The organism is Mesorhizobium sp. C372A, from assembly GCF_030323245.1.
Lineage (GTDB): Bacteria > Pseudomonadota > Alphaproteobacteria > Rhizobiales > Rhizobiaceae > Mesorhizobium.
Genome location: NZ_CP100475.1, coordinates 1,224,031 through 1,242,752 on the forward strand (window position 1 = coordinate 1,224,031; position 18,722 = coordinate 1,242,752).

Genomic DNA, 18,722 nt, shown 5'->3' on the forward strand with positions numbered 1-18,722 from the left:
AAACCGCCCCGATGCCGGCGGACCTAGGCCCGCCGGTTTTCCGTTTGCGTCAGGCCAGCCTCAAGCCGACTTGAAGCGCGCCATCAGTTCGGCGCGGCCGGGGTCGGTCAGCGTCGCCGCCGCACCAAACTCCAGCGGCGTCAACAGGTCGGCCGCAGGATAGAGGATAGGATTGTCGAGCACTTCCTTGGGCAGCAGTTTGTTGACCCGCGCGTCGGTCGAGGGCGCGCCATTGGCGAGATGCTCCTTCACAGCAACCTCCGGGGTCATCAGATAATTGAGCAAGGCATAGCCGGCCGGCTTGTTCGGCGCGTCCTTCGGGATGGCGTAGAAATCGGTCCAGATTTCGCCGCCCTCCTTGCCCAGCACGTAGGCGATCTCCGGGATATCGCGATGCAACTGCGCGCCGTCATTCGTCCAGCACATGGTCATCCAGGCGTCGCCCGCCCGCATTCCCGGCTGGTAGTCCGAAGAGACCGCGAACAGATGCGGCTTGACCTTGAGCAGCAGTTCCTCGGCCTTGGCAAGTTCATCCTGCTTCAGCGAGTTGAAGGAATAGCCGTAATATTTCAGCGCGTTGCCGATGGTGGTCAGCTGGTAGTCATGCACCATGGTGCGGCCATCACCCTCAGCCATGGCAACGTCCCAGAATTCCTTCCAGCTCGTCATCGGCTTGGCCAGCTTCTTGGTGTTGACGGCAAAGCCCGTGGTGCCCCAGTTCTTCGGCACCGCGTAGGTCGTGCCGTCGATCGTGCCTTCCCCAGTGAAGCGCGGGTCTTCCTGCGTGCCGTCGAAATTCGGCAGCTTGGCCATATCGAGCGGATCGATGATGCCGAGCTTCTTGTAGGTCGAGATCGTGTAGTTGGTCGGCACGAACAGGCTCCAGCCCGAGGCGCCGGCCTGCAGCTTGGCCAGCATCTCCTCATTGGAGCCGAACACGTTGACCTCGACGGCGACGCCGGTGTCCTTCTTGAAATTCTCGAAGGTCTGCGGGTCGTGATAGTTCGGCCAGGTGGCGATCGACATGCGGTCGCCGAGGTTTTCGGCGGCGAAGGCCGGCGTCGGCATGATGCCGAGCTCGCGCGCCATCACCGCGGTTGCGATGCCAAGGCCGGTGAGGCCGAGGAAGTCGCGGCGGCCGATCGAGCCGCGCTTCAAACGCATCAGTTGGTCGACGAAGTTCTCAGGGCTTATCGGCAGTCCGTCACGATATGATTTCGACATTTTTTGCTACCCTCTGGTTGGTCCCGTTGTTCTTGGTCTCCGGAAACGCCAGCGGCGTCCCGGAGGCAAAGCCGATGGCGACGGGTTCACCCGGCTTGAAGAGATTGCCGTGGCCGATCACATGGTCGGCCTTGGCCAGCAGCGTTCCGATGCCCTGGACCTCGATGGCGTATTCCGCGGTCGAGCCCAGAAATATCCGGTTGCGGACGATGCCCTTGAACAGGCTGCCTTCCGTGGCGCCGAGGCTTAGCGATTCAGGGCGCAGGCTGACGGAAACGGCCTCGCCCTGCTGCAAGGCAGTTCGTTTGCGCGCCGCAATGACGGTGCCGTCGGCGAGCGCCACATTCACCAGATCGCCGGTATGCCCGGCGACCTTGCCGCTCAACAGATTGGTCTTGCCGACGAAATCGGCGACGAACAGGTCGGCCGGCTCGTCATAGATTTCACTTGGCTGGCCGAGCTGGACGATGCGGCCGCCGTTCATGACGCAGACGAAGTCGCTCATCGACAGCGCTTCCTCCTGGTCGTGGGTGACCAGCACGAAGGTGATGCCGATTTCACGCTGCAGGTTCTGCAACTCGATCTGCATGTCGGTGCGCAGCTTCTTGTCGAGCGCCGCCAACGGCTCATCGAGCAAAAGCACCGCCGGCTTGTTCACCAGCGCGCGCGCCAGTGCGACGCGCTGCTGCTGGCCGCCGGAGAGTTCGTGGATCTTGCGGCTGCCATAGCCGGCAAGCCGCACCATTTCGAGCGCCTCGCCAGCGCGTCGGCCGATTTCCTGCGACGACAGGCGCGGCCTCGCCTGGCGTAGCCCGTAGGACACATTGGCTTCCACATCGAGATGCGGAAACAGCGCGTATTGCTGGAACACCATGTTGACCGGGCGGCGATAGGGCGGCGTGCCGGCCATGTCCTGGCCGCGGATGAACACCTGGCCTTCGCTCGGCTGTTCGAAGCCGCCGATCATGCGCAGGCATGTCGTCTTGCCGCAGCCGGACGGTCCGAGAAGGGCGACAAAGGCGGAGGGCGGCACAGCCAGATCGATGCCGCTGACAGCGGTCACGGCGCCATAGCGCTTGGTGACGCCGCGAAACTCGATGTCGGGCACTGCGGTCAAAGTGCTGGCTCCAGCAACAGGGCTATTTCAGGACGCTACCAGAGCCAATGGCGGCTAGTATATACCTCGCAGGTGGTATATCTGATCTATTTTCTCGTTTGAGGGGGTATAGGTTGAGTGCGTCCCGCAGCGACGAATACAGCCGGCTCGCAGCCCTTGTCGCGGCAACGCGAGAGACCAGCGGCGAAATGTTCGGCCAGGCAATGGTCGATTGGCTGAGCCAGCATGTCAGCTTCGACCACTGCGTTATCTTCGGCTATCGCGGCGCATCGCGACCGCCGCTGCTGTTCGAAACCTTCTCGCCGGCCGAGAGCCATGTCTTCGTCACGCTCTATCAGGAAGGACCTTATCTGCTCGACCCATTTCATCACGCGGCGGTGGAGCGCAAGGAGGGGTTCTGGCGCATGCGCGAGCTGGCGCCCGACCGCTTCTATGCCAGCGAGTATTTTCGCACCTACTATAGCCAGACAAGGCTGGCCGAGGAGGTCGGCTTCTTCGTGCCGCTGCCCGGCAAGGATGCGCTGGTGCTGTCGCTGATGCGATTGCACGCCTCGGGTCCCTTCGGCACCGCCGATGCCAGGCTGCTGCGCGACATGGCGCCGGCGGTCATCAACTTCGCCCGGTTGCGCTGGCCCGCACTTGCGGCCGAGGAGCAGGACGAAGCGGAGCAGGGCGAGACGATCGCCGCCGTCAACGAGTTCGACCGCGCCCACATTTGGGAAAGCCTGTCGCTGACCCCGCGCGAAAAGCATGTCGTCGATCTGGTGCTGCAGGGGCATTCCACCGAGTCGATCGCGAGAGCCATGCGCATCGTGCCGGGAACGGTGAAGGTTCATCGCCGCAACATCCATCGCAAACTCGGCATCAAATCCCAGGCCGGGCTGTTCGCCCGCTTCATCGAGATCATCGAGAGCCGGCGTTGAAATCGCTGAGGCAGACATCGTTCACTTGCGGGCGACAGACTGCTACGGATTACCCGAAACCAGTCGCTTCCTCATACGCCCCGGAGAGCAGACGATGGCATTCAGGCGCAGAAAGAACACGGCCGCGATCCCTCGCACGGTGCCGGCTTTCGAGCACATCGTCACCGAGGCGAGCGACAGTTTCCTGTGGCGGCTCGACGACTATCCCTGGGAGCGCAATGTCTGGAATTTTCATCCGGAATACGAGATCCATCTCCTGAGGAAGTCTTCCGGGGTCGCGCTGGTCGGCGATCACATCGGCGAATTCGGGCCGGGCTACCTGAGCATCGTCGGCGGCGGGCTGCCGCATGACTGGGTGACATCGGTGCAACCCGGCGAGCTGATCGAAGGACGCGACATCGTGCTGCAATTCGATCCGCAGCGGCTGCGCGGCTCGGCGGGACTGCTGCCGGAGCTGCGCGAACTGGAACCGTTCCTGGAGCGATCGCTGCGCGGCATCGTCTTCCATGGCCGCGCCGCGCTCGACGGCGCTGCGCTGATGGAAAGGATGGGCACCGTGCACGGGCTCGCCCGGTTTTGCCTCTTCCTCGAACTGGTCGATCTGCTGGCCAGGACAGACGAATACGAGCTTTTGTCCTCGCCGGATTTCTCACCCGCGCTCGACGCAACCTCGCTGGACATCATCCAGCGCACGCTGACCTATCTCTTCCAGCACTTCGCCGAGGACCTGAAGCTGCCGGAGGCGGCGGAGCTGGCGGGGATGAGCGAAAGCACGTTTTCGCGCTTCTTCCAGAAAAACACCGGCAACAGTTTCAGCGACCACATCGCCAAGCTCCGGCTCTGGCAAGCCTGCAAGCTGCTGGCGGACACCGATATTCCGATCACCGACATCTGCTTCCAGGTCGGCTACATGAACATCTCCAACTTCAACCGCGCCTTCCTGCGCAAGCACCGGATGACGCCGTCATCCTACCGCAAGCTGTCGAAGCAGCGGATGACGATGCGCGCCTGAAAACCGGCCTTCCTCACTCCATCGGTACTCATGTGACAGAGGCCGTGCAGGCGAGCCGGATTTTGCAGCGCACAATGCATAAAAGTACAGGTCTGCTGCAACGGGGCTTCTAGCGCGGCCTTTAGCAACTCCTCATTTTGGCGATGGGTGGCTTGTCGCTCGGGCGATGGCGAGGATCGCGCAACCGAAGACTTCCGCTTCCTGCGACTGTTCCTGGAGGAGAAAATCAATGAAACCAATTCGGCTCGCTGCGAGCATAAGCGCAGCTTTCATGCTTACCACGACCCTCTCGACCATGGCGCTGGCGGCGCCGGTCTGCTCGGCGCCGGTCAAGGTGCTGGCGCAACCGCGTGACGGGCTGACGCTGCTGGAGGCGTCCAAGGACGAGTTCCAGAAACTGGCCGGCGCCAGCTTCCAGATCGACTATCTCAACGAGAACGACCGCCGGGCAAAGTCGCGCGCCGATGCGTCCACGGTCGGCAACTACAACGTCTACTATGTCGACGAAGCCAATGTCGCGCTGTTCGCCTCGTCGAAATGGATCGTGCCGCTCACCGACTATTACCCGGCTGACTACGACTACGCCGATTTCGACCCGGGCCGGCAGAAGGTCGCCACCTATGACGGCAAGGTGTGGTTCGCGCCGCTGACCGGCGGCGGCGACCTGATGGTCTACCGCAAGGACATTCTGGAAGCCGCCGGCATCCAGCCGCCGAAGACGCTGGACGAGTTGATCGCCGACGTGCCGAAGCTGACCGATCCCGACAAGGGCATGTACGGCATCGCGCTGCGCGGCGCGCGTGGCTCGGGCGCCAATGTCTGGCGCTGGATGCCGTTCTTCAAGGCCTATGGCGGAAAATGGTTCGACGGTGATAAGCCGGCTTTCAACTCCGAGGCCGCGGTCAAAGCGACCGAGACCTATCTTAAACTGTTCAAGGATTCAGCGCCCGGCACGCAGACCGGCAGCTGGGATGAATCGACCGGCGCCTTCCTGTCGGGCCAGGTTGCCATCTTGGTCGAATCGACGCCGCTGTCGGGCATGGCGGTCGACCCGAAGACCTCGCAAGTGGTCGGCAAGATCGGCTTCCTGCCGCCGCCCTCGCCACTGACCGGCGGCGGCTACGGCCACGGCCTCGCCATCGCCGCCAAGGCCAATGCCGATGACGCCGCGAAGCAATGCGCCGGCCTGTTCATCGCCTGGGCGACGTCGAAGGAGAACGAGAAGCGCCGGCTCGACGCGCACCAATTCGGCGAGCTCAACCGCACCAGCGTGCTGTCCAGCAAGGAGTTCGCCGACATCTATGGCGCCGATCTCGGCCAGGCGCTTGCCGATACCGGCAAGGTGACGGCGGTGAACTTCTGGCAGGATCCGCGCTGGCCGGATCTCGGCGACCGCTGGGGCATCATCCTGGAAGAGCTGGTCACCGGCACGCGCACCGACGTCAAGGGCGGCCTCGACGAACTCGAGGCCTACGCCAACGAACTGGTGAAGAAGAAGTAATCCTCCCGCCCGCGGCGCGCGGTCCACGGCATTCGACCGGATGCCGGGACCTGTGCGCCGCGGGTCTCTCCAAAAAGGCACAGCCCGAGGATAGGCCATGCGCCGACGCTCTTCCCTGCCCGTGACGTTTCTGGTTCCGACGCTCGCCATTCTTCTGGTGCTGTCGATGGTGCCGACGCTGTACGCCATCGTCATTGCGCTGCAGAACCGCGAGCTGAGCTCGTCGGACTATTCCTGGGTCTGGCTGTCGAACTTCATCGACCTGTTCGCCGACCGGCGTTTCCTCAACGCGGTCTGGGTTTCGGTGAAGTGGGAAATCGTCACCGTGGTGGCGACGATGATGGTGGCGATCGGGCTCGGCGTGCTGATGTTCGAAGTAGCGTCGCCGCGGCTGCGCAACATCTACTGCCTGCTGTTCATCATCCCGGTGCTGTTGCCGCGTGTCTCGGCGGCCTTCGTGTGGAAGTTTGCCTATCATCCGCTCTACGGCATCGCCACCTATCCCTACCGGCTGATCACCGGCGGGCTGATCTTCGACCCGCTGTCGAAGCCGTCGACGGCCCTGTTTGCCGTCGCCTCGGTCGATGTCTGGCAGTGGGGACTGTTCTTCGCGGTCATCGTGCTGAAGCTTCTGGAGACCTTGCCGCCGCAGCCGATCGAAGCGGCGCGGCTCGACCACGCCAAACGCTGGCAGATCCATGCCTATGTGACCTTGCCTATGCTGAAGGCGCCGCTGATCAGCCTGATGTTCGTCAAGATGATCGAATCGCTGCGCTCCTTCGACCTGATTTATGTGATGACGCGCGGCGGGCCGGGCGTGGCGACCGAGACGCTCGACATGTACGCCTTCTCGCAAGGCTTCATCGAATCCGGCAAGGTGTCCTATGCCTCGGCCATGGCGGTGCTGATGATGATCGCGACTGTCATCACCTTCACCATGCTGTGGAAGCGGGTGCAGGCATGAGGCCGTATCGCATGAGACCGGGCCGCCTCATCGGCAAGATCATCCTGGCCTTCGCCGGCTTCATGGCGGTGTTTCCGCTCGCCTGGACGGCGGTCAATTCGCTGAAGAACAATGTCGACATCATCACCCGCGTGCCGCGCCTGGTGTTTACCCCGACCTTCGACAATATCAGCTACATCATCGGCCGCGACAGCGTAATGACCGGTCTCTTTAACTCGGTCATTTCCTGCGGCGTCGCCGTGCTGATCGGCGTCATGCTCGGCCTTCCGGCAGCCTATGCGGTGGCGCGCTATCCCAATCGCTTCGCTGGCGACATCCAGTTCTTCGTGTTGTCGCTGCGCTTCCTGCCCCCGGTGGCAGTCGCCATTCCGCTGATGGTCATCTGGCTGCAGATCGGGCTCTACGACACCTTGCCGGCGCTGATCGTCACCTATTCGCTGCTCACCATCTCGGTGATCATGTGGCTCGCCATTCCCGCCTTCCAGGCGGTGCCGAAGGAAATCGAGGAAGCCGCTTTCGTCGACGGCTACGGCGCTTACTCGGTGTTCTGGCGCATTGCGCTGCCGGTAGCGGCGCGCTCGCTGATCGGCGCCGTCGCCTTCAGCTTCGTGCTGGTGTGGAACGAATTCCTGATCGCGCTGATGCTGTCCAGTTCCAACGCCAAGACATTGCCGATCGTCGCTTCCGAACTTTCACAGCAAGGCATGAACGTGCCGTGGGGAATCCTCAACGCCTCGGTCGTGCTGTTGTCGCTACCGCCGCTGCTGTTCCTCGGCGTGCTCAGCGGCTTCCTGAATTCCGTTTTCCGGCAAAAAAAGACTTGATGCGAGGACTTACCGATGCGGGCACTGGTGCTTGAGAAAAAAGGCGAACTGTCGTTGCGCGAGATCGCGCTGCCGCTCGACGTCGGACCGGGCGATGTCAAGATAGCCATCCACACGGTCGGCGTCTGCGGCAGCGACGTGCACTATTACACGCATGGCGCGATCGGCAGCTATGTGGTGCGGGCTCCGATGGTGCTTGGCCACGAAGCCGCGGGAACGATCGTCGAGGTCGGCGCCAATGTCGGCACGCTGAAGGTCGGCGACCGCGTCTGCATGGAGCCGGGCGTGCCGAACCTGTCGTCGCGCGCGACGAGGCTCGGCATCTATAATGTCGATCCCGATGTCAGCTTCTGGGCGACACCGCCGGTGCATGGCGTGCTGGCGCCCTATGCGGTGCACCCGGCCGCCTTCACCTACAGACTGCCGGACAATGTCACCTTCGCCGAAGGCGCGATGGTCGAACCCTTTGCCATCGGCATGCAGGCGGCGAGCCGCGCCCGCATCGTGCCTGGCGACGTCGCCGTCGTCGTCGGCTGCGGCCCGATCGGCATCATGATCGCGCTGGCGGCGCTGGCCGGCGGCTGCTCGAAGGTGCTGATCTCCGATTTTTCCGCACCCAAGCTCGAGATTGCCGCACAATATCCCGGCATCGTGCCGGTCAATATCAGCGAGCAATCGCTGGTCGACGCAGTCTCCGCCGCGACCGACAATTGGGGCGCGGATATCGTGTTCGAGGCGAGCGGCAGCCCGAAGGCATTCGCCGACCTGTTCGATGTCGTGCGGCCGGGCGGCGCGGTGGTGCTGGTCGGACTGCCGGTCGAACCGGTCAGCCTCAACGTTCCGGCGGCGATCTCCAAGGAAGTGCGCATCGAGACGGTGTTCCGTTACGCCAACATCTTCGACCGGGCGCTGCAGCTGATCGCCTCGGGGAAGGTCGACCTCAAGCCGCTGATCACCGGCACTTATGATTTCTCCGACAGCATCAAGGCCTTCGAGCGGGCGGCGCAAGGCAAGCCGCAAGACGTCAAGCTGCAAATCCTGCTTACCGGCGAGAAGGGCTGACCATGTCCGCGATCGTTTGCTCCCATGTCGACAAGGCGTATGGGGCTACCACCGTCATCCGCGATCTCAATCTCTCGATCGAGGAGCATGAGTTCGTCGTGTTCCTAGGCCCATCCGGCTGCGGCAAGTCGACCTTGCTCAGGATGCTGGCCGGGCTGGAGGATATCAGCGGCGGCGAAGTGTCGATCGGCGGCAGAGTGGTCAACGATCTCGAGCCCGGCGAGCGCGGCATCGCCATGGTGTTCCAGAACTATGCGCTCTACCCGCATATGACGATCTTCGACAACATCGCCTTCGGACTCAAGCGGCAGAAGGTTTCGGCGGCCGAGATAAAGAAGCGGGTCCAAGCGGTGGCAGAGACGCTGGGCCTCGAGCCTTATCTCGCCCGCAAACCGACCGAGCTTTCCGGCGGACAGCAGCAGCGCGTGGCGATTGCGCGCGCCATGATCAAGACGCCGAAAGTGTTCCTGTTCGACGAGCCGCTGTCGAATCTCGACGCCAAACTTCGCAACCATATGCGGGTCGAAATCGCCCGCCTGCACCAGTCGCTGAAGACCACTACCGTCTATGTCACCCACGACCAGCTCGAAGCGATGACGCTGGCCGACCGGATAGTGCTGCTCAGGGATGGCGTCATCGAACATATCGGCTCGCCGGCCGAGATCTATCGCCAGCCGGGCAATCTGTTCGTCGCCGGCTTCATCGGTACGCCGAACATGAATTTCATCGACGTGGCCGTCGGGCGGAAGGACGAACGCTGGACGCTGACAGCCGGCGGCTCGAGCTTCTCCATAGAAGGCTCGGGCTTCGATCTACGCGGCGTCCAGCGCGCCGTGCTTGGAATCCGACCGCCGGACCTGAAGACCGCCGGCGCTCAGAGCATCAATCTTCTGCAAGGCACCGCCGACCTCATCGAGTTCCATGGCAATGACGCGCTGGTGACGTTCGCCTGCGGCGGCAAGGAGGTCGGCGCATTGGTATCGGCCCGTGAATGCCCGGCGTTGCGCGCGCCTGTGCGCTACACATTCGAGGAGGAGAGCGTGCATCTGTTCGACGCGGCGACCGGCGCATCCTTGCGCCGGCGAGAGGAGGCCTAGATTTGGTACGCAATTCCGGACGGAAAACCGTTTCACACTTTTCCTGGAATGCTCTAGCTGATGGCGTCGAGCTCCTGCCGCTGGCGGTGCATTTCGAGGAAAATCTTGTAGTCGCGGTCGAAGCGGCCTGACGCGGCCGGGTTCGAGGTGCGCGCCCTGCCGCCTTGCTGCATGGCGACGCAAGCGGCATTCAGGTCCGGGAACAGACCGGCCGCGGTGGCGGCGACCATGCCGGTGCCGAGCAGAACGGCTTCGTCGGCCAGCGGCTCGATCACCGCGCAGCCGGTCGCGTCGGCATAAAGCTCCATCAGCAACGGGTTCTTGGTGTGGCCGCCGGTGACATGCAGCGTGTCGATGAGATAGCCGTTCTCGTTCAGCGCCTCCAGCACATGGCGCACGCCGAGTGCGATGCCGACGGCGGTGCGCCAATACAGCTTGCACAGACTGTCGAAGGAGGAATCCAGCGTCAGCCCGCTGACCACGCCGACGGCATGCGGGTCGGCAAGCGGCGAGCGGTTGCCGTGGAAATCCGGCAGTACATGCAACCTCGCCGCCAGCTTGTCGCCTTCGGTGCTGCGCAGTTCAGCGACGCGCCTGGCGATCTTGGCATGCATGGCCGCATCCGGCTCGCCGCCGGCGCCATGCCAGCGAATGATGTGGTCGAGCAAGGCACCAGTGGCCGACTGTCCGCCTTCCGACAGCCAGAGCTTTGGCAGTGCGGCGCCATAGTATGGACCCCAGACGCCGGCGAAAGGCTGCGGGTCGGGCGACATCGCCATGACGCAGGACGAGGTGCCGGCGATCAATGCCAGATGGCGGCCGATATTCTGCTCGTCGCCAGCAAAGCCGCCGAGCACGCCAAGCGCGCCGGCATAGGCATCGATGACGCCGGCGCCGACCCGACAGTTTTCGCTCAAGCCCAACTCCGCCGCCGCTTCAGGGGTGAGCGTGCCGATGTCTGCGCCGACAGCACTTGCCTTCTCCGGCAGGCTGCCGTGTTCGAACAGATCGCCAAGCCCGACCCTGTCGAAGAAGTCACGGCGCCAGCCGGTTTCCTCATGCGCCAGATAGGTCCATTTGGCGGTCAGCGTGCATTGCGAGCGCGCCAGCGACCCGGTCGCCTTCCAGGTCAGGAAATCGGTGAGGTCGAATAGGTAGCCGGCTTCATGCCAAGTTCCCGGCAGATTGCGCTTTAGCCACATCAGCTTCGGCGTCGCCATTTCCGGCGACATGACGCCACCGATATAGTCGAGTACGGCGTGGCCGCTATCGGTGCATTCATCTGCCTCGGCGATGGCGCGATGGTCGAGCCAGACGATGGTGTCCCAGCGCCGTTCGCCCGTCACCGAGACGCTGAGCTGGCCGGCATTCCTGTCCAGCACCACCAGCGAGCAGGTGGCGTCGAACGACATGCCGACAATATCGTCGGCTGACACACCGGCCTTTTCGCGCGCGGCACGCACCGCGATGCAGACCGCCGACCAGATATCCTGCGAATTGTGCTCGGCGTGATCGGCCTTCGGCTGGTTCATGACGATCGGATGCTCGGCGCGGCCGAGCAAGGTGCCTGACGTATCGAGAATGCCCGCGCGGGCGCTCCCGGTGCCGACATCGACCGCGCAAACGAAGCTCTTCGTCAAGATGCTTTTACTCTCGCTCCCTAGAGCCGTATGATTTCAGGTCTGTTCGACCTGAAATCTGAATCCGTCTCTAAATCAAAGAAGTAGAGCATGATGTCGTCCGAAAACCGCTTCACACTTTTCGGCATCATGCTCTAGCCTGCAATCAGATCGGGCAATTGCAGCATGTCCGCGAATATAAAGTCCGGTTCACTCGACGCAAGCCGCGCTTTCAAGGCCGGGTTGCCGGCGTGCGAACCGCCGGTGAAAGCAAAGACGCGCATACCGGCCGCACGCGCCGCCGCGATGCCGGCAGGGCTGTCCTCGATTACGATGCAATTACCGGGATGCGCGCCCATGGCGGCGGCGGCATGGAGAAAAAGATCCGGCGCCGGCTTGCCGCGCGCGACCATGGCGGCACTGAACAGATGCGGCTCGAGCAGGCCGAGCAGACCGGTGACGTCGAGCGCGTAGCGTATCCGGTCGAGCGTGCCGGAGGAAGCGACGCAGCAGGGTACGCCCAGCCTCGGCAGGATGTCGCTGATGCCGGGAATCGGCTTCAACTCCTCGCGGAATTTGCGCATCAGTTCGACGCGCATGTCGGTCAGATGCACGTCGGTGATGTCGATGGTGAAATCGCGAAGAAGTATCTCGCGCACGCTCTTCATGCTCTTGCCTAGGAAATGCTCGTAGGCGGTATCTTCGCTGACCGAGCCCCCGGCGGCAGAGATCATGCCGAGCAGAGCCGAAACCGACAGCGCCTCGCTGTCGACCAGCACGCCGTCACAGTCGAAGATGACCAGTTCGGGCGTCATTGCGGCTGGCGTCAGAGCTTGCCGGAGATGTAGCGCGTCAGCGTCGCGCGCGTGCCATTCGCCCACAAGACGTTGAGCGCATGGGCAAAGGCCTCGGCGAACGGCGCCGAGCGGCCGACGTGGCCATATATATCTTCCATCGCAAGCCAGGCACCGGGCTTGTCCTTCGCCGCCTTCGCGCTTGCCTGCAGCCGGTCCCAGCTCGGGTCGTTGGCCTCGATGACCGCGCCACTGTCTGTGGTGCCGAAACAGTAGCGGCACCACAGCGCGGACTCGAGCGCCAGACCCGCGACGCCTTTGCCGGCCTTCAGCCGGTCGGCAATGGTCGGGATGATGAATTTCGGCTGCCGGTTGGAACCGTCGAGGCAAAGCCGGCGGATGGTGTCGCCGATCTTGGGGTTGGAAAAGCGCTGCTCGATGAGCTGATAATAATCCTCCAGCACGGTGTCCGGCACCGGCGGCACGGTCGGGATGATCTCGTCATGCTCGAGCTTGGCGAGGAAGCCGCGCACCAGCGGTTCCTGCATCGCCTCATGGACGAAATGGATGTCCATCAACCCTGCGGGATAAGCGATCGTGGCATGACCGCCATTGAGGATGCGGATCTTCATCAGCTCATAGGGCGCGACATCCCTCACGAATTGCACACCGACCTTTTCCAGCGGCGGGCGGCCGTCGGTGAAACGGTCTTCCAGCACCCATTGCTTGAACGGCTCGCAGAACACCGGCCAGTTGTCCTCGAGGCCGAACTCCGAGGCGAGAATACCGCGCTCGCGGTCGGAGGTGGCGGGCGTGATGCGGTCGACCATGCCGTTGGGAAAGGCGACATTGTCGCTGACCCAGTTCGCCAGATCCTCGTCGATCAGCCGGGCCAGCCCAATGACGCCATCCGAGGTGACATGGCCATTATGAGGGATGTTGTCGCAGGACATGACGGTGAACGGCACGATGCCGTCGGCCCGGCGGCGCATCAGGCCCGCAAGGATGAGGCCGAACACCGTCTTCGGCGTCGTGCCTGCCTGTGCGTCGGCGACGATGTCGGGGTGGGTCGGGTTGAACTTGCCGGAGGCCGGATCGATGAAATAACCGCCTTCCGTGATGGTCAGCGAGACGATCTTGATCGCCGGATCGGCGAGCTGGTCGATGATGGCATCCGCATCGCCGGGGGTCAGGAAGTCGATCATGACGCCGGTGACGCGGGCGCTCATATGGTCGGAATCCTGCTCGACCACTGTCGTCAGCCAGTCCTGCTCCTGCAGCTTGGAACGGCCGAGCTTTTCGCCCTCGAAGACCCCCGCGCCGACCAGAGCCCAGTCATGGCCGATCCCTGCATTGAAGAGATCGTCGAGATAGACCGCCTGATGCGAGCGATGGAAATTGCCGACGCCGAAATGCACGATACCGGGTTTGAGCGCAGCGCGGTCGTATTTCGGACCGGCGACCTTGGCGGGGAGTTCCGAGAGGATCGAGGAGGAGAGTTTCACGGTCATTTTTCTACCCTTTTGGCCGGGCTGCGGCCTTCGTGATCCCGGCCCATCAACTCATCCATTGGCCGCCATCGACATTGTAGGTCTGGGCGACGATGTATTCGGCGTCGTCGCTGGCCAGGAACACCGCCATGCCGGTCAGGTCCTCCGGCTTGCCCATGCGGCCATAGGGCACGCCCTCGCCGACCAGCCGCTTCTTCTCGCCCTTCGCCCGGTTCTCATATTTGGCGAACAGCGCATCGACCCCATCCCACATGTCGCTGTCGACGACGCCGGGCGCGATGCCATTGACGTTGATGCGGTGCTTGATCAGGTCGAGCCCGGCGGACTGGGTCAGCGAAATCACCGCAGCCTTGGTGGCGCAATAGACGGCGACCAGCGGCTCGCCGCGCCGTCCTGCCTGGCTGGCGATGTTGATGATCTTGCCGCCCTTGCCCCTTGCGATCATCAAACGCGCCGCTGCCTGCAGCATGAACAAAGTGCCGGCGACGTTGACGGAGAACAATTTGTCGTAGCTCGCTTTGGTGATCTCGACGATCGGCGCCAGGTCGAACAAGGCAGCATTGTTGATCAGTATGTCGAGGCCGCCGGTCTTTGTTTCGACCGCCTTGACCGCCGCCTGGATCGAAGCAAGGTCGCTGACGTCGAGCCTGACCGGATAGGCGTCGGCGCCAATCTCGGCGGCCGTCTTTTCGGCAGCCGCCAGATTGATATCGGCAATGGCCACCGTGGCGCCCTCGCGCGTGTAGGCTTCGGCAAAAGCCCTGCCGATGCCGCGCGCCGAGCCGGTGATCAGCGCCGATTTGCCTTTCAGTCTCACTGCGTCAGTGCCTTTCCGTCCGGGCCGAAGCGATGCATGCGGACCTTGTCGGGCGTCAAATAGATGGTGTCGCCGTGGCGTACTGCCAGTTCGCCATCGGCGCGTACCGTCAGCGGACCGACGCCGTCGGCCTGGACATGCAGGAAGGTGTCGGAGCCCAGATGCTCGGCGACGCCGACAAGGGCTTTCCAGTCACCCGCGGTGGTCGATATCCCCATATGCTCAGGACGAATGCCGATGGTCTTGGCGTTGTATTTGGCCGCCGGCGCACCTTCGATCAGGTTCATTTTCGGCGAACCGATGAAGCCCGCCACGAACAGGTTCTTCGGCGACTTGTAGAGTTCCATCGGCGAGCCGACCTGTTCGATGTTGCCGGCGTTGAGCACGACGATCTTGTCGGCCATGGTCATGGCTTCGATCTGGTCGTGGGTGACGTAGACCATCGTCGTCTTGAGCTGATGGTGCAGCTCGCTGATTTCGAGCCGCATGGTGCCGCGCAGTGCGGCATCGAGGTTGGACAGCGGCTCGTCGAACAGGAAGGCCGAGGGCTGGCGCACGATGGCGCGGCCGATGGCGACGCGTTGCCGCTGGCCGCCGGAGAGCTGGCCAGGCCGGCGTTCGAGATAGTTGGTGAGGTTGAGGACCCGGGCTGCGTCCTTCACCTTCTTGTCGATCGTCGCCACATCCTCGCCCGCCATCTTCAGCGGGAAGCCGATGTTCTTGGCCACCGTCATATGCGGATAGAGCGCATAGGACTGGAATACCATGGCCAGCTTGCGCTTGGCCGGCGCCTCGCCGGTGACGTCACGGCCATCGATGTTGATGGTGCCCCCGCTGGTGTCCTCGAGCCCGGCGATGAGGCGCAGCAACGTGGACTTGCCGCAACCCGACGGCCCGACGAAGACGACGAACTCGCCATTCTCGATGACCAGGTCGAGGCCTGGAATGATGACCGTCGATCCGAAATGCTTGGAGACGTTCTTGAGCGTGATGTTTCCCATGGTTTCCTCCCCGAGGGGTTATTTGGCCGGATTGCTTCAGGCAACGTCCGTTATTTTACCGCACCGAAGGTCAGCCCGCGCACCAGCTGCTTCTGGCTGAACCAGCCCATGATCAGGATGGGCGCGATGGCCAGCGTCGATGCCGCCGAAAGCTTGGCCCAGAACAGGCCTTGCGGGCTTGAGAACGAACTGATGAAGGCCGTCAGCGGCGCCGCCTCGGTGGTGGTCAGGCGGATGGTCCAGAACGCTTCGTTCCACGCCAGGATGATGTTGAGCAGCATGGTCGAGGCGATGCCCGGCACGGCCATGGGGGTCAGCACATAGACGATCTCGCCCCACAGGGTGGCGCCGTCCATGCGTGCCGCCTCCAGAATTTCGCCGGGGATTTCGCGGAAGTAGGTGTAGAGCATCCAGATCACGATCGGCAGGTTGATCAGCATCAGCATGATCATCAGACCGATGCGGCTGTCGAGCAGTCCGGCATCGCGGAAGATGAGGTAGATCGGGAATAGCACGGCAACCGCCGGCATCATCTTGGTCGAGAGCATCCACATCAGGATGTCCTTGGTCCACTTGCCCGGCGAGAAGGCCATCGACCAGGCGGCCGGAACCGCGACTATCAGGGCCAGGATGGTCGAGCCGACCGAGAGCAGCACCGAGTTGAAGAAGAACTTGAAGTAGCCGCTCTGCGCCTGGACCTCGGTATAGCTCTCGAACGTCCCCGACGGGATCAGCGCGAAGCCCTGGATGGCCTCCTGCTCCGACTTGAACGAGGTGATGATCGTGTAGAGGATCGGGAAGAAGATCAGCAGCGCAACGATCCAGGCGGCGCCTGTCGCAATGACCTTGTGTTGGGTGGTGACTGCACGTGCCATCGTATCCTCCCTTACTTGTCCAGGTTCTTGCCCACCGCGCGCATGGCGAAGAAGGCGACGATGTTGGCGAGGATGACGGCGATGACACCGCCGGCCGATGCCTGGCCGATTTTGAACTCCAGCAATGCCTTCTGGTAGACGAGGAAGGGCAGGTTGGTGGAGGCATAGCCGGGTCCGCCATTGGTGGTGACCAGGATTTCGGCATAGACCGACAGCAGGAAGATGGTCTGGATCAGGATGACGACGGTGATGGCGCGCGACATGTGCGGCAGCGTCAGATAGATGAAGCGGCTGACGAAGCCGGCGCCGTCCATCTCGGCGGCTTCCTTCTGCTCGCCGTCGAGCGACTGCAATGCGGTCAGCAGGATCAGCGTTGCGAAGGGCAGCCATTGCCAGGCGACGATGATGATGATGGCAAGCATCGGATGCTGCCCGAACCAGTCGATCGGTTGAGCCCCGAAGAAGCGCGCAATGTCGGCAAAGACGCCGTATTGCGGGTGCATGATCATGTTCTTCCAGACAAGTGCAGCCACCGGCGGCATGACGAAGAACGGAGAGATGACGAGGATGCGGACGATCCCCTGTCCCCACATCGGCTGATCGATCAACAGCGCCAGCATGATGCCGCCGATGACGGTGATCAGCAGCACGCTGCCCACCAGGACCAGCGTGTTGAGGATCGACTGCAGGAATGCCGGGTTGGAATAGAACAGCGAGTAATTCGAGAACCAGACAAACCCGTCGCGGATCGGATTGAGCGGATTGTACTGCTGGAAGGAGAACCAGATCGTGAGTGCCAGCGGCACGATCATCCAGACGAACAGCAGCACCACGGATGGCGCCAACATAAAGCGGGCAAGCGAACGGGTCTGCTGAGTAGCCATGACGGTCACCCTTCAAGGTCAGCCAAATTTTCAGGTGTGTGAAAGGGGCCGCCCGAACTGGGATTCGGGCGGCCGTTGCCGGCCAAGGAGGCGGCCGGCATTCGGCACCGGGAGGAGCCTTACTTGATATAACCGCCTTCGGTCATGGTCGCGGTGGCGGCGTCCTGCGCCTGCTTGAGCGCGTCGTCTACGCTGGTCTGGCCGGCGAGCGCCGCCGAGAACAGCTGGCCAACGGTTGTGCCGAGGCCCTGGAACTCAGGAATGGCGACGAACTGCACACCGACATAGGGCACCGGCTTGACGGTCGGATGCGTCGGGTCGGCGGCATTGATCGAGTCCAGCGTCATCTTGGCGAACGGAGCCGCCTTCTGATACTCGGCATTGGCGTAGAGCGAGGAGCGCGTGCCCGGAGGAACGTTGGCCCAGCCTTCCTTCGAAGCAACCAGTTCTGCGTAGTGCTTGCTGGTCGCCCAGGAGACGAACTTCTGTGCGGCGTCTCCCTTCTGCGTGCCGGCCGGGATGGCCAGCGACCAGGCCCACAGCCAGTTGCCGCGCTTGCCCAGACCATTGTCGGGGGCCAGTGCGTAGCCGACCTTGTCCGCGACGGTCGAGTTCTTCGGGTCGGAGACGAAGGAGGCGGCGACGGTGGCGTCGATCCACATGCCGCACTTGCCCTGCTGGAACAGCGCCAGGTTTTCGTTGAAGCCGTTGGACGAGGCGCCCTCGGGACCGTCGGCCTTCATCAGGTCGACATAGAACTGCAGCGTGTTCTTCCATTCCGGCTGGTCGAATTGCGGCTTCCAGTTCTCGTCGAACCAGCGGGCGCCGAAGGAGTTCGACATGGCGGTGAGGAAGGCCATGTTCTCGCCCCAGCCGGCCTTGCCGCGCAGGCAAACGCCGTTCACGCCATTGGCGCGGTCGGTCATCTTGTCGGCGGCCTGCTTGATGAAGTCCCAGGTCGGGGCGTCGGGCATCTCCAGCCCGGCCTTCTCGATCAAGTCCTTGCGGTACATGACGAAGGAGCTTTCGCCGTAGAAGGGCGCGGCATAGAGCTTGCCGTCGACCGACAGGCCGCCGGCGATGGCCGGGATGATGTCCTTGGCGTCATAGTCGTCGCCGAGCTTGTCGAGCGGCAACAGCCAGTTCTGCTTGGCCCAGATCGGAACCTCGTAGGTGCCGATGGTCATAACGTCATACTGGCCGCCCTTGGTGGCAATGTCGGTGGTGACGCGCTCGCGCAGCACGTTCTCTTCGAGCGTGACCCAGTTGAGCGTGACGTCGGGGTTAGCCTTGGTGAAGTCGTCGGTCAGCTTCTGCATGCGGACCATGTCGCCATTGTTGACGGTGGCGATGGTGATGGATTCGGCATGCGCGGCGAAAGCGAAGGCGCTGGCCGACAACAGGCCCAAAGTGAGCGTGCGCAGTTTCATCAAATTCCTCCCATGAACCAAGATGAGCATTTGCCTTGGTAATGGGCAATTACTCACTTGGCGTTAA

17 protein-coding genes are annotated in these 18,722 nt (G+C 62.8%); 7 read left to right on the forward strand and 10 right to left on the reverse strand.

All coding sequences use genetic code 11. The features are described 5' to 3' along the window. Positions 1–60: 60 nt before the first annotated feature. A complete protein-coding gene (locus tag NLY42_RS05645) occupies positions 61–1,224 on the reverse strand; it encodes an ABC transporter substrate-binding protein (RefSeq protein ID WP_023755455.1) in 1,164 nt (387 codons plus the stop codon). Continuing rightward, on the reverse strand, positions 1,205–2,341 hold the full coding sequence (locus tag NLY42_RS05650) for an ABC transporter ATP-binding protein (RefSeq protein ID WP_023755456.1): 1,137 nt from the start codon (positions 2,339–2,341) through the stop codon (positions 1,205–1,207). Before NLY42_RS05650 ends, NLY42_RS05645 begins: the two co-directional genes overlap by 20 nt. 113 nt (positions 2,342–2,454) lie before the next feature. Here NLY42_RS05650 and NLY42_RS05655 point away from each other — a divergent pair, with 113 nt between their 5' ends. The 7 genes from NLY42_RS05655 to NLY42_RS05685 all read left to right on the forward strand — a co-directional run bounded on the left by NLY42_RS05655 (position 2,455) and on the right by NLY42_RS05685 (position 9,724). Next, positions 2,455–3,264, forward strand: coding sequence for a helix-turn-helix transcriptional regulator (locus NLY42_RS05655; protein WP_023755457.1), 810 nt, complete (start codon positions 2,455–2,457; stop codon positions 3,262–3,264). 94 nt (positions 3,265–3,358) lie between these two features. Continuing rightward, the gene (locus tag NLY42_RS05660) at positions 3,359–4,276 is read left to right on the forward strand and encodes an AraC family transcriptional regulator (RefSeq protein WP_023671262.1); all 918 of its coding nucleotides are present in this window, start codon (positions 3,359–3,361) and stop codon (positions 4,274–4,276) included. Positions 4,277–4,505: 229 nt separating this feature from the next. Then, a complete protein-coding gene (locus tag NLY42_RS05665) occupies positions 4,506–5,777 on the forward strand; it encodes an ABC transporter substrate-binding protein (RefSeq protein ID WP_023693095.1) in 1,272 nt (423 codons plus the stop codon). Between the two features lie 97 nt (positions 5,778–5,874). Next, positions 5,875–6,741 carry a carbohydrate ABC transporter permease gene (locus NLY42_RS05670; protein WP_023683583.1) on the forward strand — a complete coding sequence of 289 codons (867 nt, stop codon included), beginning with the start codon at positions 5,875–5,877 and terminating at the stop codon, positions 6,739–6,741. An 11-nt stretch (positions 6,742–6,752) separates the two neighbouring features. After that, entirely contained in the window at positions 6,753–7,565 is an 813-nt protein-coding gene (locus tag NLY42_RS05675) for a carbohydrate ABC transporter permease (RefSeq protein ID WP_023755458.1), read from the forward strand. 15 nt (positions 7,566–7,580) lie between these two features. After that, positions 7,581–8,627 carry an NAD(P)-dependent alcohol dehydrogenase gene (locus NLY42_RS05680; protein WP_023736916.1) on the forward strand — a complete coding sequence of 349 codons (1,047 nt, stop codon included), beginning with the start codon at positions 7,581–7,583 and terminating at the stop codon, positions 8,625–8,627. Between the two features lie 2 nt (positions 8,628–8,629). Continuing rightward, the gene (locus NLY42_RS05685) at positions 8,630–9,724 is read left to right on the forward strand and encodes an ABC transporter ATP-binding protein (RefSeq protein WP_023755459.1); all 1,095 of its coding nucleotides are present in this window, start codon (positions 8,630–8,632) and stop codon (positions 9,722–9,724) included. Positions 9,725–9,777: 53 nt separating this feature from the next. On the opposite strand, the gene NLY42_RS05690 is transcribed toward NLY42_RS05685, so the two are convergent. The 8 genes from NLY42_RS05690 to NLY42_RS05725 all read right to left on the reverse strand — a co-directional run bounded on the left by NLY42_RS05690 (position 9,778) and on the right by NLY42_RS05725 (position 18,655). After that, a complete protein-coding gene (locus tag NLY42_RS05690) occupies positions 9,778–11,364 on the reverse strand; it encodes an FGGY-family carbohydrate kinase (RefSeq protein WP_023755460.1) in 1,587 nt (528 codons plus the stop codon). Between the two features lie 134 nt (positions 11,365–11,498). After that, positions 11,499–12,158, reverse strand: coding sequence for an HAD family hydrolase (locus tag NLY42_RS05695; RefSeq protein WP_023729776.1), 660 nt, complete (start codon positions 12,156–12,158; stop codon positions 11,499–11,501). Between the two features lie 11 nt (positions 12,159–12,169). Continuing rightward, the gene (locus NLY42_RS05700) at positions 12,170–13,648 is read right to left on the reverse strand and encodes a mannitol dehydrogenase family protein (RefSeq protein ID WP_023755461.1); all 1,479 of its coding nucleotides are present in this window, start codon (positions 13,646–13,648) and stop codon (positions 12,170–12,172) included. A 46-nt stretch (positions 13,649–13,694) separates the two neighbouring features. After that, positions 13,695–14,465 carry an L-iditol 2-dehydrogenase gene (locus tag NLY42_RS05705; protein WP_023755462.1) on the reverse strand — a complete coding sequence of 257 codons (771 nt, stop codon included), beginning with the start codon at positions 14,463–14,465 and terminating at the stop codon, positions 13,695–13,697. Beyond that, positions 14,462–15,466, reverse strand: a complete 1,005-nt coding sequence (locus NLY42_RS05710; protein WP_023689168.1) for an ABC transporter ATP-binding protein — start codon at positions 15,464–15,466, stop codon at positions 14,462–14,464. Before NLY42_RS05710 ends, NLY42_RS05705 begins: the two co-directional genes overlap by 4 nt. Before the next feature lie 50 nt (positions 15,467–15,516). Further along, positions 15,517–16,341, reverse strand: a complete 825-nt coding sequence (locus NLY42_RS05715) for a carbohydrate ABC transporter permease (RefSeq protein ID WP_023671250.1) — start codon at positions 16,339–16,341, stop codon at positions 15,517–15,519. A gap of 11 nt (positions 16,342–16,352) precedes the next feature. Then, positions 16,353–17,225: a carbohydrate ABC transporter permease gene (locus tag NLY42_RS05720; RefSeq protein WP_023671249.1), complete on the reverse strand. Its 873-nt coding sequence runs from the start codon at positions 17,223–17,225 to the stop codon at positions 16,353–16,355. Between the two features lie 119 nt (positions 17,226–17,344). Beyond that, on the reverse strand, positions 17,345–18,655 hold the full coding sequence (locus NLY42_RS05725) for an ABC transporter substrate-binding protein (protein ID WP_023755463.1): 1,311 nt from the start codon (positions 18,653–18,655) through the stop codon (positions 17,345–17,347). Positions 18,656–18,722: the final 67 nt, after the last annotated feature.

Excerpts from the sequence above, each read along its gene's own strand:
- NLY42_RS05645 (WP_023755455.1), bottom strand. The coding sequence starts at position 1,224 with ATGTCGAAATCATATCGTGACGGACTGCCGATAAGCCCTGAGAACTTC.
- NLY42_RS05660 (WP_023671262.1), top strand. The coding sequence starts at position 3,359 with ATGGCATTCAGGCGCAGAAAGAACACGGCCGCGATCCCTCGCACGGTG.
- NLY42_RS05665 (WP_023693095.1), top strand. The coding sequence starts at position 4,506 with ATGAAACCAATTCGGCTCGCTGCGAGCATAAGCGCAGCTTTCATGCTT.
- NLY42_RS05670 (WP_023683583.1), top strand. The coding sequence starts at position 5,875 with ATGCGCCGACGCTCTTCCCTGCCCGTGACGTTTCTGGTTCCGACGCTC.
- NLY42_RS05675 (WP_023755458.1), top strand. The coding sequence starts at position 6,753 with ATGAGACCGGGCCGCCTCATCGGCAAGATCATCCTGGCCTTCGCCGGC.
- NLY42_RS05680 (WP_023736916.1), top strand. The coding sequence starts at position 7,581 with ATGCGGGCACTGGTGCTTGAGAAAAAAGGCGAACTGTCGTTGCGCGAG.
- NLY42_RS05685 (WP_023755459.1), top strand. The coding sequence starts at position 8,630 with ATGTCCGCGATCGTTTGCTCCCATGTCGACAAGGCGTATGGGGCTACC.
- NLY42_RS05695 (WP_023729776.1), bottom strand. The coding sequence starts at position 12,158 with ATGACGCCCGAACTGGTCATCTTCGACTGTGACGGCGTGCTGGTCGAC.
- NLY42_RS05700 (WP_023755461.1), bottom strand. The coding sequence starts at position 13,648 with ATGACCGTGAAACTCTCCTCCTCGATCCTCTCGGAACTCCCCGCCAAG.
- NLY42_RS05710 (WP_023689168.1), bottom strand. The coding sequence starts at position 15,466 with ATGGGAAACATCACGCTCAAGAACGTCTCCAAGCATTTCGGATCGACG.
- NLY42_RS05715 (WP_023671250.1), bottom strand. The coding sequence starts at position 16,341 with ATGGCACGTGCAGTCACCACCCAACACAAGGTCATTGCGACAGGCGCC.
- NLY42_RS05720 (WP_023671249.1), bottom strand. The coding sequence starts at position 17,225 with ATGGCTACTCAGCAGACCCGTTCGCTTGCCCGCTTTATGTTGGCGCCA.
- NLY42_RS05725 (WP_023755463.1), bottom strand. The coding sequence starts at position 18,655 with ATGAAACTGCGCACGCTCACTTTGGGCCTGTTGTCGGCCAGCGCCTTC.